Source organism: Pseudomonas sp. DWP3-1-3b3 (genome assembly GCF_049896305.1).
Classification (GTDB): Bacteria; Pseudomonadota; Gammaproteobacteria; order Pseudomonadales; family Pseudomonadaceae; genus Aquipseudomonas; species Aquipseudomonas azotoformans_A.
Genome location: NZ_JAFCUA010000005.1, coordinates 95,156 through 109,345 on the forward strand (window position 1 = coordinate 95,156; position 14,190 = coordinate 109,345).

At 59.8% G+C, this 14,190-nt stretch carries 9 protein-coding genes and 1 pseudogene; 5 read left to right on the forward strand and 5 right to left on the reverse strand.

From position 1 onward, the window contains the following. Positions 1-2: 2 nt before the first annotated feature. From ACP7BX_RS16785 to ACP7BX_RS16795, 3 genes are read right to left on the reverse strand one after another with little or no spacing between them, the layout of a single operon-like run. The gene (locus ACP7BX_RS16785; protein ID WP_426131156.1) at positions 3-953 is read right to left on the reverse strand and encodes an ABC transporter permease; all 951 of its coding nucleotides are present in this window, start codon (positions 951-953) and stop codon (positions 3-5) included. Next, on the reverse strand, positions 950-2,560 hold the full coding sequence (locus ACP7BX_RS16790; RefSeq protein ID WP_426131250.1) for an ABC transporter substrate-binding protein: 1,611 nt from the start codon (positions 2,558-2,560) through the stop codon (positions 950-952). The genes ACP7BX_RS16785 and ACP7BX_RS16790 overlap by 4 nt, the downstream gene beginning before the upstream one ends. Before the next feature lie 44 nt (positions 2,561-2,604). Beyond that, positions 2,605-5,025 (reverse strand): TonB-dependent receptor plug domain-containing protein, encoded by a 2,421-nt coding sequence (locus ACP7BX_RS16795; RefSeq protein WP_426131154.1) that lies wholly within the window; start codon positions 5,023-5,025, stop codon positions 2,605-2,607. Between the two features lie 573 nt (positions 5,026-5,598). Here ACP7BX_RS16795 and ACP7BX_RS16800 point away from each other — a divergent pair. Next, on the forward strand, positions 5,599-6,762 hold the full coding sequence (locus ACP7BX_RS16800; RefSeq protein WP_426131152.1) for an L-dopachrome tautomerase-related protein: 1,164 nt from the start codon (positions 5,599-5,601) through the stop codon (positions 6,760-6,762). Positions 6,763-6,905: 143 nt separating this feature from the next. Beyond that, on the forward strand, positions 6,906-7,949 hold the full coding sequence (locus ACP7BX_RS16805) for an NAD-dependent epimerase/dehydratase family protein (RefSeq protein ID WP_426131150.1): 1,044 nt from the start codon (positions 6,906-6,908) through the stop codon (positions 7,947-7,949). Between the two features lie 13 nt (positions 7,950-7,962). Here the strand turns inward: ACP7BX_RS16805 and ACP7BX_RS16810 are convergent. Then, positions 7,963-8,271, reverse strand: a pseudogene (locus ACP7BX_RS16810) (MerR family transcriptional regulator); the annotation flags it as partial. 189 nt (positions 8,272-8,460) lie between these two features. After that, positions 8,461-9,375, reverse strand: a complete 915-nt coding sequence (locus ACP7BX_RS16815) for a LysR substrate-binding domain-containing protein (protein ID WP_028616088.1) — start codon at positions 9,373-9,375, stop codon at positions 8,461-8,463. A 247-nt stretch (positions 9,376-9,622) separates the two neighbouring features. Between ACP7BX_RS16815 and ACP7BX_RS16820 the strand changes: the two genes are divergently transcribed. The 3 genes from ACP7BX_RS16820 to ACP7BX_RS16830 all read left to right on the forward strand — a co-directional run bounded on the left by ACP7BX_RS16820 (position 9,623) and on the right by ACP7BX_RS16830 (position 14,167). Next, a complete protein-coding gene (locus ACP7BX_RS16820; RefSeq protein ID WP_033902139.1) occupies positions 9,623-10,645 on the forward strand; it encodes a zinc-dependent alcohol dehydrogenase family protein in 1,023 nt (340 codons plus the stop codon). 709 nt (positions 10,646-11,354) lie between these two features. Further along, positions 11,355-12,764 (forward strand): hypothetical protein, encoded by a 1,410-nt coding sequence (locus tag ACP7BX_RS16825; RefSeq protein ID WP_426131248.1) that lies wholly within the window; start codon positions 11,355-11,357, stop codon positions 12,762-12,764. Then, a complete protein-coding gene (locus ACP7BX_RS16830) occupies positions 12,761-14,167 on the forward strand; it encodes a PLP-dependent aminotransferase family protein (RefSeq protein ID WP_426131148.1) in 1,407 nt (468 codons plus the stop codon). Before ACP7BX_RS16825 ends, ACP7BX_RS16830 begins: the two co-directional genes overlap by 4 nt. The last annotated feature ends 23 nt before the right edge of the window (positions 14,168-14,190 follow it).

The following is a 14,190-nucleotide window of genomic DNA, read 5'->3' on the forward strand; positions in this document are numbered from 1 at the left end:
GGCTAGGACACCTTTGGCGTGTGGGAGATGCGCGGGTCGAACCAGGGGTAAAGCAGGTCGACCAACAGGTTCACCAATACAAAGGCCGCAGCCGACACGGCGACGATGGCGAGTACCACCGGGATGTCCTGGCGCAGCACCGCCTCCTGCGCCAATCGGCCAATGCCGGATCGCGCAAAAATGGTCTCCACCAGCACCGCGCCGGACACCGTATTGCCGACCTGCAAGCCGATCAGGGTCAGGATCGGCAGTGCGGCGTTCTTGAACCCATGGCGCGCCTGCACCTGCCCCCGGCTGAGGCCCTTGGCGTAGGCGGTGGTGATGTAGGACTCTTTCCAGACACCCTGGAAACTGCGTTGCAGTACCTGGGCGTACACCGCCGCGCTGGGAATCGCCAGGGTGACAGCCGGCAGCACCAGGCTTTCGAAACCTCGGCTGCCGGTGGCGGGAAACCAACCCAGGCCAAAGGCAAACACCTGGATCAGCAATAGCCCCATCCAGAACACCGGCACCGAAAAGCCCAGGGACGGCAAGCGCGTCAACGCTTTCTTCAACGGTTGCCAGCGGATATAGGCGGTCAGGTAAGCCAGGCCAATGCCGCCCAGCAACGACAGGACGATAGCCAGGCCCGCCAACGACAAGGTTTGCGGCAGGCGTTCAACCAGCAGCTCGGCGACCGGGCGGTTTAGCGAAAGCGACTGCCCGAAGTCACCTCGAACGGCGCCCCACAGCAGGTCGAAATATTGTTCGAATACGCCCTTGTCCAAACCGTAATAGGCCCGCGCCTTTGCCAGGTCTTCTACCGACAGCGCGTCGGCTTCCATGCCCGAAGCGCTGAGCATCAGTGACAGCGTGTCGCCCGGCAGCAGATAGAGAATGAAGTACGTGATGCTATAGGCACCCCACAACACCAGCAGCGCCTGGCCGATCCGACCGATCAGGTAGCGGCTCATGGCGTGCCGATCTCGATATCACCCAACAGCGCAAAACCCTCGGCGGTCCAGCGGAAGTTTTTCACCTTGGGCGAGGTTGCCGCCTGCCACACACGCTCGTAGATCGGGAATGCCGAGCTCTCATCAATCAGCAGGTCTTGCAGGTCGCCGTAGGCGGCTGCGCGCTGCGGGCTCTGGGTGGCGGTGATGCCGGCATCAAACAACGCCTTGGCTTTGTCCAGTACCGCCGGTTCGTAGGTGTTGGTGGCCACGGTTGAGCTGTTGGCGCTGCGCGGATCGAGGATGGTTTGCAGGATGATCGGGTCGGCGCGGGTCATGTAATTAATGGTCAGGTCGTAGTTGCCGGCGGAGTTGTTGGCGACCCACTCAGCGCGGGTGACCACGCTGAGTTTCAACTCGATACCGACCTTGCGCAGTTGGTCCTGGATCAGCACATCGCCGGCAGTCTCGGCCGGGCTGATGTTATAGCTCAGGCTCAGGCGCTTGCCGTTTTTCTGCCGGTAGCCATCCGCGCCCTTGGCCCAGCCGGCTTCGTCCAGCAAGCGCTCTGCACCGGCCGGGTCATAACCGAGCTTGGCCGCCTGGCTTTTGACATACGGCGTGGTCACATCAAACACGCCGTCCACCACCGGGAATTCGGCGTTGTACACCGTGCTGGCGTAACTCTTGCGATCAATCGACTTTTGCACGGCCAGGCGCACTTGTTTGTCAGCCAGCAGGCGTTCGCCTCGGGTGTTGGGGAAGAGGTTGAGTGCGGGGCCCGGCAACGAACGGCTCTGGATCGTCGCGCCCTTGGACTGAAACAACTTCAGGTCAACTTCCGAGAACGGGTTACGCGGCCACAGGATGTCGGCCTTGCCTTGCAGGAACAGGCCGTTGCGCACGCTTTCTTCGGGGATGTAGCTGATGTCTACTGCATCCAGGTGCGCCTCGCCCTGGTTCTTCATATTCGCGGAGGCCCAGGCGTAACCCTTGCGCTTGGTCAGGTGCGCCCCGACTTCCGGCGTGTAGCTGGCCAGCACGAACGGCCCGGTGCCGATGATCTTGCCCAAGGAGCGCTCTTTCACCGTCAGTGCGTAGGAGGCGGGCGCGAGAATCGCCAGGTTGGTGGTGGAAGTGGCTTGCAGGAAGCCCGCGTTGGGCTTGGACAACACCAGCTTGACGGTGAAGTCATCGACCACTTCGGCATGGTCGTAACCCGCCAGGTAGGTGGCACCGAAGGTGGCGGGTAGCTCGGTCGCCAGGGCCTTGTCGCTGTCAAACGCAGTTTTCACCGCCTTGGCATCGAAGCGCTCGCCATTGCTGAAGGTGACGTCCTCACGCAGGTGAAAGGTGTAGGTCAGCGCGTCGTCACTGACTTCCCAGCGTTTGGCCAGCCAGGGAATGATCTTGCCGGTGTCCGGGTCCTGGTCGGTCAGGGACTCGGCGACGTTGCGCAGCAGCACGCGGTGTTCCAGCCAATACACCTGGAACGGGTCGACGCTGACCAGGGTGGTGTTGTCGCCAAAAAACGCAATGTTCAAGGTTTTGCCCGCCTGGGTATCAGTCCCGGGCGAACAGGCGGCGAGGCTCAGCGCCAAGGCGCAGGGGGCCAGCAGACGGCTCATCAAGTTGGAGGTATTCAATGGGGGGCCCTCAGGTGGCGGTTGGATCAGAAGTCGTAGGCGAGCTTGGTGTACCAGTAGCCGCCGCCGGGGTAGAACGGCGGGTTGCCGTAGGCAGCCAGGCCGAGGTTGCTGTACACCGCGTGTTTATCGGGGCGCACGTCGAAGATGTTGGTGCCGCCGATGCTGACGGTGAGGCTGTCGACGACGGTGTAGCTGATGTCCAGATCGGTGATCCATTTGGCGCCGAAGCTGCGGTCGCCGCTCGGGTTGACCGCCAGCGTCTTGACCGCGCCATAGCGGGCGGTTTGCAGGTTGACCGCCAGGTCCTCGACCTTCCAGTTGGCGCCGAGGATCCACTTGGTCTTGGGGGATGCATCGGTCAGGTCGCCTTCACGGTCACGGCCCACCAGGGTCACGCCTGAACCGGCCAGCGCACTGGGCGTGTCGCGGGTGCCTTCGATGGTGGTCTTGTTCCAGTTGAACCCCAGGCTCCAGCGCACATCGCCCCAGGCATCCAGTGGCGTGGTGTGGTCGGCGACCACGTCCAGGCCCTTGGTGCGGGTGTCGAACGCATTGGTGTAGTAGTTGACCCAGGTGCCGGTGGGCACGCCCTGAGCGGCGAGGATGGCGTTGATCGCGCCATTGCCACGGTCATAAATGTTGCTGGTCAGGGCGATGCGATCGTCGATGTCGATCAGGTAGGCATCGGCGGTGATGCTGGTGCGTGGCGCCGGTTGCCAGGTCAGGCCCAGCCCCAGGTTGCGCGATTTCTCCGGCTTGAGGTCACCACCACCGAGGGCCTTGGCCAGGTTGCTGCCGGACGGCGTCAGGCGGGTTACCGCCGGCACCACGTTACCGTTCACGTCGGTCGCCACCCGGTTGTCGGCCACGGTGTAGCCGATCTGGGTCAGGGACGGTGCACGGAAGCCGGTGCCGACGGTGCCGCGCACGGCCACGGTGTCGGTCAATTCATAGCGCGAATTCAGCTTCAGGCCGAACGTGTTGCCCGAGTCATCGTCGTAATGTTCGACACGGCCAGCGACGTCGAGAAACCAGCGCTCGGTCAGGTCGAAGCCCAGGTCCAGGTAGCCCGCGTAGTTGTTGCGGATCAGGCTCACTTCGTCTTCAGGGCGAATCGTTACCGCGGCCTGAGCGCCGGAAGCGGCGGGGTAGGTGCCGGTGATATAGGCCTCGGGGTCGCCGGCGAAGGTACTGAAGTGCTCCCAACGATGCTCCAGGCCCGCCGACACCTGCACCGGTGGCGTCAGGTTGAACAGGCTGTCGTAGCGGCGGGTGAAGTCCAGGTTGTTGACCCATTGCTCAAAGCGGAAAGTCGCCAGGTTGTCGAACTTGGTGGGGGACGCCGTGCCCAGTGACGGATTGATGTTGAGGTCGCTGGAATGGTGCACGTTATTGCGCCCGTAAGTGGTGCTCAGGTCCCAGTTCCAGTCGGCCACCAGGCCCTTGCCGCCGAACAGCAGCTGGTAGTCGCGGTCCTTGATGTTGTTGAGCGGGAAGTAGCCGTCCGGGAATACCTCAGGGACTGCGGCGGTACCGGTCGGTAGGCGGAAGTAGTTGGCAGCCTCGGCATCGCGTTCGCCATAGGTAGAGAACGAATACAACGTCAGGTCTTCCAGCGGCAGTTCGGCGTTGTACGCCAGGTTGAAGGCCTTGAGGTCCGGGTCACCGTTCTTGATCGCGACACGGTCCCAAGCCGCTTCCTTGGCGGGGTCACTGAATGCCCGCACGCTGCGGTCGGCTTTGTCGTTCCAGGACGCGCTGCCGCGTTTGCGCGCGTCGGCCGAGAAGTGGAAGAAGCCGCCCTGGCCCAGTTCAAAACCCTGGTCGCCCGCCACCTTGATGGTCTCGCCCTGGCCGGAATACAACTGCCCGAAACTGGTTTCCAGGTGGCCGCCGCTCTTGGTGTTCTTGAGGATGATGTTGATCACACCTGCCACCGCGTCGGAGCCGTACTGTGCGGCAGCGCTGTCTTTGAGCACTTCGATATGGTCCACCGCGCTGACCGGGATCAGGTCGATGTCCACCGCATTCGCGCCGCTGTTGTCGATCGAACCGCGTTGGCCGGTGGCGCCGTTGTGGCGGCGCTTGCCGTTGACCAGCACCAGCGTGTAGGCCGGGCCGAGGCTGCGGTTGCTCAACGGGCGGGTCACTGAGTTGTAGCCGGCGATGTTGGTGCCGAAGTTGAACGACGGCAGCAGCTTGGCGATTGCTTCGGACAGCTCCGCGCGACCGGTCTTGAGCAACTGGTCGCTGTTGATCACATCGATGGGCGCCGGGCTGTCGGCCACTGTGCGCTCCTGACCACGCAGACCCGTGGAGATCACGGTCACGGTGTCGAGCTTGGCGTCTTCGGCGAAGGCGGGCGCGGCGGCCATCAGCATGGAGCTGGCCAAGAGTGACAGGTGAAATTTGTTAAGGGCGGTGGGGAGTGCGATGTCTGGCATGTAGGCAACCTGGGGGCTAGGGGGTACGCCTCCGCCAGGTATGGGGTCGGTCTGTGAAGTGAAGATATCTCTATAAAAAACTGCGTGGAAAGTCTTTTTTGGAATAAGCTAATTATTATAAATAGGCATTATTATGGTGCATAACATCACATATTTTTATTTAGTGCGCGGCTCTCGCTGCCACTCCTGGCAATTTATATTGAGCGGGGTGTCTCGGGTTATTTTCAATTTAGTATTGAAGGTGTATCCGTTTTCACAGACTGCTATCGCGGTACGCACTTCGTTACGCTGGTCACACCTCTAACCCCAGCAGCGGATATCTTTCATGTCACTCACTACGATTATCACGGTTGCCAAGCGTGTCGACGCCGTTCTTTTCAAGCTGTGGCGCCTCCACTTGAGGCCTGTCGGTATGTCCTCCCAGTTCTGTGATCAATGCCCTGATCGACTCAAGCGACCCTGATCGCATTATCTTCATTTCGATGAAACTGTTTTCGACAGTCGCTGGGCAATTCCGTCCATCCTGTCCAACCGAAGCCCACTGGCCTGACCAACAGGGCTTGGAGCACCGCCATGCACGTAAAACGTCCACTCGCCTGTTTTTTCCTCGCGACAACAGTTGCCCTCGGCAGCCAGGTCGCCCATGCCGCATTGCCCAGTGAACAGCACCAGGGCGTCATCGAGCCGGTATTCGCCTTCCATGACGCCATGCCCACCGGCGTGACGGTCACTGAGAAAGGCCGCCTCTTTGTCAACTTTCCGCGTTGGGGCGACAACGTTCCTTTTACCGTTGCAGAACTGCGTAACGGCAAGGTGGTGCCTTACCCAGACCTGGCCATGAACCAAGCCAACCCCAAGGATCCAGCCAAAGGTTTTATCAGTGTTCAAAGCGTCGTGGCGGACGGACGCGGGCGGCTCTGGATTCTCGATACCGCAGCTCCTGGGTTCTCGGCGCCGCAGCCCGGTGGCGCGAAGCTGGTCGCGGTTGACCTGGCCACTAATAAGGTGGTGAAGACGCTGGTCTTCCCTGAAAACGTCATGCTGCCCAGCACCTACGTCAACGACATGCGCTTTGATTTTCGTGTGGGCGACGAAGGCGTGATCTACCTCACGGACTCGTCCCTCAGCGGCCCTGGCGCAATCATCGTCATGGACATTGCCAGCGGCACGGCGTTGCGCCGCCTCAGCGGCTCGGCATCGACCTCAGTCGATACGCGTTTCGTGCCCAAGGTCGAAGGTGAAATCCTTAAAGTCCGCAAACCCGACGGCAGCTCACAACCCTTTGCCGTGGCGTCCGATGGCATTGCACTGTCGGCGGATGGCCAGACTTTGTATTTCTGCCCACTGTCGAGCCGGCACCTATATTCAGTGCCCACCGTACTGCTGCGTGATGCATCGATCAATGAGGCGCAACTCGCCGAAGCGGTCAAGGACCTTGGTGAAGAAAAAGGCGCGTCCGATGGGCTGGAGGCCGACGCATCAGGGGCGGTTTATGCCGGCGATTATGAAAACAACAGCGTGCGCAAGCGCCTCGCGGACGGCCAGTGGCAAACTATCGTGCATGACCCTCGGGTGCTCTGGCCTGACACGTTCTCGATCGGCCCGGACGGCTATCTGTACTTCATGGCCAACCAGTTGCATCGCCAGGCGATTTTTCATGCAGGCAAGGACTTGCGGCAGAAGCCCTACAGCCTGTTGCGCGTGAAGATCGATGCTCTGCCGGCGCCGACCCATTGAGACTTCTTGATGGATCTGAACATGCGCAGGGCCTGGGGTTCGAACCCCGCTTGTGAAACGTTTACTTGACTCTGTCCCATGGGACATCTCGTATGCTTTTTTCAAGCGCACACTCTGACGCGCTACGAACGAGGAGTTCCAGTGTGAAAGGTTTATGTCTGGTGACGGGTGCCAACGGCCATCTGGGCAACACCTTGGTGCGAGCACTGCTTGAACAGGGCTATCAGGTTCGAGCTGGCGTCCGCGATATCCATGACCACACGCCCTTTGTCGGGCTGGAATGCGAGTTGGTGTATGCCGAGTTGCTGGACAGTGCGGCCTTGGACAAGGCGTTGGAGGGCGTGGAGGTGCTGTTTCAAGTGGCCGCAGTGTTCAAGCACTGGGCGCGCAACCCGCAGGCCGAGATTGTCGAGCCGAATATCCAGGGCACACGGCGTGTGCTGCAAGCCGCTGCGCGGGCGAATGTGCAGCGGGTGGTCTACGTCAGCTCGGTGGCCGCCGTCGGTCATGATGGTACGGCGCTGGATGAGGCGCACTGGAATACGGAAAGCGAAAACGCCTACTACAAATCGAAGATTCTCTCCGAGCAGGCGGCCTGGCAGTGCGCTGAGGCGTTGGGGTTGAGCATGGTGTCGGTATTGCCTTCTGCCATGGTGGGTCCCAATGCCGGCCACCTCACGGACACCATGGGCTTCCTTCAGTCGGTTCGGCAGCGGCAGATGCCCTTTGACCCGGGGTTTCGTTTCAACTTCGTGGATGTTCGCGATGTGGCCGACGGGATGATACTCGCTGCCGAAAAAGGCCGGCCCGGGCAGCGCTATATCCTGGCCAATGCGCGTTCGTCGCCGCTCAGCGATCTGATCGTGGCCGCCAACACTCAGGCGCCTGGGTATCGCCAGCCTGCCCCGGCGCCACGCTGGCTACTGCAGGGCGTGGCCTGGCTGCAAGAACACTGGGCGCAATTAGTGGGCAAACCCGCGCAGTTGCTCTTGAGTCAGGTGCGCCTGTTTCACAACGTGGCGCAGGAATACAACATTACCAAGGCGAAAAACGAACTGGGTTTCAACCCACGGCCGCCTGAAGTGGCCTTGAGGCAAGCGTTTGCTTATCTGTACACACAGGCGCATCAGCCTTATGAAGCCCCGCTACAGGGCGAGACGCAAACATTGAGTTCATCTCGCTCTTGAGTTCAATCAGATGAAGATCAAGCGCCTGTAATTCGGCGATCCGGTCCTGGACTTGCCGGCGCTTGTCGTCGACGGCTTGGTTGGCCAACGCCAGCGGAAAGGACTTCAACTTGTTTTTGGCGGCAATCAGCGGGTTCATCTCGGCCAGCTTGAACCCGGCCATCTGCGCCTTGCGTATGAGGTGGACGATTTCCAAGTGGTGAGCGTTGTAGAGGCGATAGCGCCCCTCACGCTCGGGCTCGTTGATCAGGCCCATTTGCTCGTACAGTCGAATGGCTTTAGGGGTGCAGCCGGTCAGCTCGGCGAGTCGTCCAATGAACATCTGTCAATTCCTTATGTGAGACAGCAAATACTCTAGCGTTGTTTGATCCCCAGAGTTGCAAACGCCGTCACATGAAAATCGAAAAATGTCGAGGTTGGGGTCGGTAGCGGATCATCCCTGGCTTCATCTCGGTGTCGTCATCAATGAATGCGCTGCCGAACGCTTGGTCTATTCCGTGGGCGAGGATGCCTAGAGGCTATCTGGATCGCCAAAAAACATCTGAATCCGCGACCGCAACCACCGCTCCCCCGGATCATTATCCTGCGACCCACGCCACGCCATGTGCAGCTCAAAGCTGCGCACCGGCAACGGCGGGTCCTCCGCGCGCAAGCCACCCGCCGAGGTCAGCGCCTCGGCCGCATAATCCGGCACGGTCGCCAGAATATCCGTGCCGGCCAGCAAGGTACCCAACCCGTTGAACTGTGGCACGGCCAGTACCACGTGACGTTTGCGGTCGAGTTTCTCCAGTTCTTCGTCAATAAACCCGCTCAGGTCACCGGCAAACGACACCAGCGCGTGGGGGCGGGCGCAGAAGTCGTCCAGGCTGAGGGAGCCCGGTACGCTGTCGGCGCGCAGCAGTTTCGGCAGGCTACGGCGCAGCACTTTGCGTTTGGCGTTGGCCGGCAGGTCGGCGGTGTAGCTGACGCCGATGGAGATTTCGCCGGAGGCCAGCAGGCCCGGCATCAGGATGTAGTTGACGCGACGCACCACCAGCACGATGCCGGGGGCTTCGGCACGCAGGCGTTTGAGCAGTTGGGGCAGCAGCGCGAATTCCACGTCATCGGAGAGGCCAATGCGGAACACTGCCGTGCTGGTGGCCGGGTCGAACTCGGCGGCACGGCTCACGGCGGTGGAAATCGAGTCCAGGGCCGGGGAGAGCAGGGCGAAGATTTCTACCGCACGGGCCGATGGCTCCATGCTGCGGCCGGTGCGCACAAACAAAGGGTCATCAAACAGCCCGCGCAGGCGTGACAAGGCCGCGCTGATGGCCGGCTGGCCGAGGAACAATTTCTCGGCGGCGCGGGTCACACTGCGCTCATGCATCAAGGTTTCGAATACGATCAAGAGGTTAAGGTCGACACGACGCAGGTCGTTACGGTTCATCTTGTGTCCTGGAAGAGTCAGCAAACTTGACGAGAGCGGCCATATGTAAACAATGACCGGCATGAATCTTACGGGGAAAGGCTGGTACTCTGCACAGGATAATTGAGTTTTCCTACGATAGCTGAGGTCTATTCCTCACATGCGGAATCAATGACAGGCATGTCGACTATTAATGGCGACCGGTGGTCTTACCCGGAAAGCCCAGATAGAGTTCATGGCATTAGAGGTTACTTTGACGAGGTTTGCGATGTCCCGCACGATCCGTTTTCACAAGTTTGGTCCGGCCGAGGTGCTCAAATGCGAAGAGCATGCAGCCGCGCAGCCCGCACCGGGCGAAGTGCAGGTGCGTGTCGAAGCGATTGGCATCAGCTGGTATGACATTCTGTGGCGCCAGAACCTGGCGTCTTCCCATGCACGCCTGCCGTCTGGCCTTGGCCATGAAATGGCCGGTGTCGTGGTCGCCGTAGGCGATGGCGTGGATGATTTGACCGTGGGCGATAAAGTGGCCAGTTTTCCGGCCGAGAGCCCCAATGACTACCCGGTGTATGGCGAACAGATCGTCCTGCCCCGTTCGGCCCTGACCCGGTACCCGGATGTCTTGAGCCCTATCGAGGCGAGCGTGCACTACACGCCGCTGTTGATCGCCTACTTTGCCTACGTCGACTTGGCACGGGTCAAGCCTGGGCAGTTTGCCTTGGTGACTGACGCCAGCCACTGCGCCGGCCCATCCTTTGTGCAACTGGGCAAGGCCCTGGGTGTGCGGGTGATTGCCGCGACCAAAGATAGTGATGAGCGTGAATACCTGCTGTCCCTTGGTGCCGAGAAAGTCATCGTCACTGAAGAACAGGACCTGCTGATGCAAATCAACAAGTTCACCGACAACCGCGGCGTCGACGTGGTGTTCGACGGTTTGGGCGGCCCGCAGATGTCGTTGCTCGGCGATGTATTGGCGCCCCGTGGCAGCCTGGTGTTGTATGGCTTGCAGGGCGGTAACCAGACGCCATTCCCGGCGTGTGCGGCGTTCCAGAAGAACATTCAGTTCTTCGTGCACTGTATCGGCAACTTCACCGGCAAGCCTGAACTGGGCATTATCCAGGACCAGGTCGCCTTGCAGCGGGCCTTGCGGGATATCAACCAACTGACCGCCGACCGCGTGTTGGTGCCGCTGAAAACCACGGTGTTTCCGTTCAATCAGTTCGTGGAAGCGCATCGCTACATGGACGAATGCCCGTGCCGCGAGCGCGTTGCGTTGCAGGTTGAGGCTGTTTAGGGTGTAGGAATATTCTCAAATGAGTATTCCTCGCTCCTACCTTGTGGGGCATATGCGCCATTTGAAAGGGCTGAAACTGTAGTGTTCCTCCACGATAAGTCTGGTGTTTTAACGCCTGAATCCTGACTTTTTCCCTCACGCCGCGCTGGATTCCAGCGCGGCGTTTTCGTGTGTGCGTGATTCAGGGAGTGGCCGCAAGTCATCTGCACTGGTTTTCGGCAGGGTTCTGTATCTATTAATCATTATTCCAGCACTGATAATTGCGCCTTCACTTTCATCTCAAGGACTGAGCAATGATTGAATATCCGATACCACTATTGCGAGTTGTTGAAACTAATCTCGTGGTAAGCGTCGGGCGCCAGGGAAATACATGCGCCCATGAAAAGACTCAATGCAACAAGTTGGAAAGTTGGTCGCAGTTATTTGTAAGACGCTTCCTCGAATAGTTGGTTAGATGCGTGTAAGGGTTTGTCGGAAAGATCCTAGGATCGCGATTATGTTCGCCTGGCCCCAGCAAATACGGCGCTTGCGTGTGTTTGCAGGGCGTGCCCCCCCCAATCCTATGGCACTGATGTCATTTTATTGCGTGGTGCTAGTGTCTAGTCATAACCGCACAGGCTGCGCGCGAATTTCTTACACGTGCGATAGGTCGAGCAAATACTGTCAGCAGTTGCTTGAAACTGAATATCCAAACTCAGGTAATAGAATGATGAGCACTATTCACGAACAGGCTATGACTTATGTTTATCAGCAAGTTCTACAGCGCTTGATCGGGCACTTCGCTCGCGAAGAGCGCACGGCACTCCAGTTGTTGGTCCAGCGAATCGTTGTGGCGGCAGGTGGCATGGAGCAAGTGGGGGGCTACAAAGTGCTGGTAGTCCATGGCGGTGGCAAAGTGAGTAGCTACACGCTGGCCTTGTTGCGGGCCGCGCAATTGACCATCGCTGGTCGATCCCCTCGAACCTTTCAACTGCGTGTCGCGACATTACGCCATGCGGGAATGACCGAGGGCATGCTCGACGGCATCAACCAGGGCTACGGCCGCCTGTTTCTGCACGATGACCCAAGGGTTGACCTGCTGATGGTGGAAAACCAGGAAGTGCTGCCCTTCAACCATTTGCGACCTGTTTCCACCGTTGGGCGAGAAATCAGCCAGCGCAACATGTTGATGGTGGGCCATTTGAGTTCAGGCGACTGCCGCGCCACCCTGTGCAGTGATACGTACCTGGCGCTGGGGGATTTCTACCAGCGCATCACGACCTGGAATGGTGGGGTGCACGCACTGGTGAGCGGCGACTCCCCGCGCAAGCAAAGTCAGTTCCTTGCCTGGCTCAAGAACACCGCGTTGGGCGCTGGTATCGCTATACCGCAAGGCTGGCCGTCGTCACTCACCGGGTTGTTCGCGCGCATGGATGAATGGAGTACTGGATATTACCGTGATGTGTATGGGGAACATCATGTTGAAAGTGACAACCCCAGCAAGAACGGACATCGCCACTTGGCTTACATTGGCGTTGCCGATTTGCTGGACGATGTCGACCTTTCATCCTCGGCCATGCTCAACGAATTCATGGCCTTCGCACCCGACCCTCAGGAATTTCACTTCAGTCATCCCGCGTATTCCAACCCTCGGCTTATGGCACATCTACGTGGGCTGCAAGCCCAGTGCTTGCGGGACCTGGATTACGAGGAGGGGGTACAGCGCTTTATCCAGCAGGTCCCACACTGCATGCCCGATGAACTGCTTGCGCAGGTGGGGGGCCGCGAAGGTCGCATCCAGTCAGGCGCCTACGCCCAGCAGTTCTTTGGCTTGGACGAGACTCAATTGATTTGCCTGCTGTTTTCGCCGTTTATCCATCACGGTGAACGCCTGGAAGGCTATTTGCGCCAATGCCACCCAGGCATGCTGGTGGCCTTGCCCGAATTGCACAAGGTCCTGCAAGGCAAGCCGTCCGCCGACATGCTGCAACAGTGGGTCACTGACACCAGCGGCTTGCCGATGACTTTGTTGCAACACCTCTATCGCAAACGTCCGCTGGGCTATGCAGGCGGCAAATTGCGCAATGTCGGTACTGCGGCCCATGACAGCGCGCAGGCCTGTCAATTGTCCGGACGATGACGCTGCGCGGCGAGCGGCAGGCAGATTTCGCGTATCAGGCGGTCTATCGCTACATGATCAGCCTGATCAACGAAGTCAGTACTGACGCACGGGTAAAACTGCCCTCCCTGCGACAATTGGCGGGGCGCTTGAACGTGTCGATTTCAACCGTCCAGTATGCGTACTCGCTGCTTGAAAAAGAGGGCCGGGTCTATTCGGTGGCCAAATCGGGTTATTACGCCTGGCCGCTCTCGGCAAATCCGCTGGCAGGTGCCAGCGGTGACCTATTGGATCGGCTCTACGCAGCGGCACGGCGCCCAGGCATGGTGGTGCTCAGCGGCGATGAGCCTGCGCTGCTGGCTTCGCTGGATGGCACGCTGTTGCGTTTGGAGCGAGAACTGGTCCGCCAGTATCCGCAATATCTTCAACCCTGGTCCCAGCCTTGCGGGGTCTGGGAGCTGCGTGCAGCGCTGGCGGCGCGTTATACGTCGTCGCCGACCCGCTGCTGGCATGCCGATGACGTCTATATCGGCGCCGACCTGCGCGGTGTATTGGACATCCTCATCGAAGTCTTGGGCCTGAGGGGGGCTGCGGTGATTGTGGAGTCGCCGTGTGATTGGCTGGTCCTGCGCCTGCTTCAGGATGCCGGGGTACGGATCATCGAGCTGCCCTGGACGCCAGAAGGGCGGCTCGACCTGGTGTGCCTTGATCAATTGTTATGCGCCGAGTCGGTGCATCTGGTGTTGCTGTCATCCAGGGTCAGTGTGCCAGCCGGGGTTTCCATGCCGGCCCAGGATCGAGTGGCCATCGCGCACATGCTGGATCAGTACGGTTGCTGGCTGCTGGAGAACGACACCTTTGGCGAACTGGGTTTCCACGAGCCACAGGTCGCGCTGCGCGAGTTGGTGAACCCTGAGCGATTGATGGTGTTTTCCTCGTTCGAGAAAGTACTGGGCTCGGAAGCGCCCTATGGTTACCTGCTGTCTCGGCGTATGAACAGCGAATTGCAGCGCCATTTCCTGCTGCGCTCCTTTCGCTTGTCGCCGATTCGCCAGCGCGCCATTGCCCGTCTTTATCACAGCGGGCGGATCGACCAGCACCTGCGTGGGCTGCGCCAGCAGCTGCGTCAGCAGGCAGACGAAATGTGCGAGCGCCTGGACCAGCACCTGGGAGACCAAATGGCCTATCGTGCACCCGCTGCCGGCGCGGCGTTTTGGTTGAACGCCACACGAGCAGTGGATATGCGCCAGGTCTTCCAGCGCCTGCTCTCCCAGCAAGTGGTGATTGCCCCTGGCGAACTGTTCAGTATCAGTGGCCTGCATCAGCAGCATTTGCGCCTGAGCCATACCTTTCAGGGGCAGCCGAACCTGGATATTGTCCTGGCGGCTCTCAGCGAAGCGTTGCGTAAGGCACAGATAGGATGATCGCGTGAAGTTTCTCTTAGTGC

Coding starts and splice junctions, on each gene's coding strand:
- ACP7BX_RS16815 (WP_028616088.1), bottom strand. CDS start 9,375: ATGAACCGTAACGACCTGCGTCGTGTCGACCTTAACCTCTTGATCGTA.
- ACP7BX_RS16825 (WP_426131248.1), top strand. CDS start 11,355: ATGAGCACTATTCACGAACAGGCTATGACTTATGTTTATCAGCAAGTT.
- ACP7BX_RS16795 (WP_426131154.1), bottom strand. CDS start 5,025: ATGCCAGACATCGCACTCCCCACCGCCCTTAACAAATTTCACCTGTCA.
- ACP7BX_RS16785 (WP_426131156.1), bottom strand. CDS start 953: ATGAGCCGCTACCTGATCGGTCGGATCGGCCAGGCGCTGCTGGTGTTG.
- ACP7BX_RS16800 (WP_426131152.1), top strand. CDS start 5,599: ATGCACGTAAAACGTCCACTCGCCTGTTTTTTCCTCGCGACAACAGTT.
- ACP7BX_RS16830 (WP_426131148.1), top strand. CDS start 12,761: ATGACGCTGCGCGGCGAGCGGCAGGCAGATTTCGCGTATCAGGCGGTC.
- ACP7BX_RS16790 (WP_426131250.1), bottom strand. CDS start 2,560: ATGAGCCGTCTGCTGGCCCCCTGCGCCTTGGCGCTGAGCCTCGCCGCC.
- ACP7BX_RS16820 (WP_033902139.1), top strand. CDS start 9,623: ATGTCCCGCACGATCCGTTTTCACAAGTTTGGTCCGGCCGAGGTGCTC.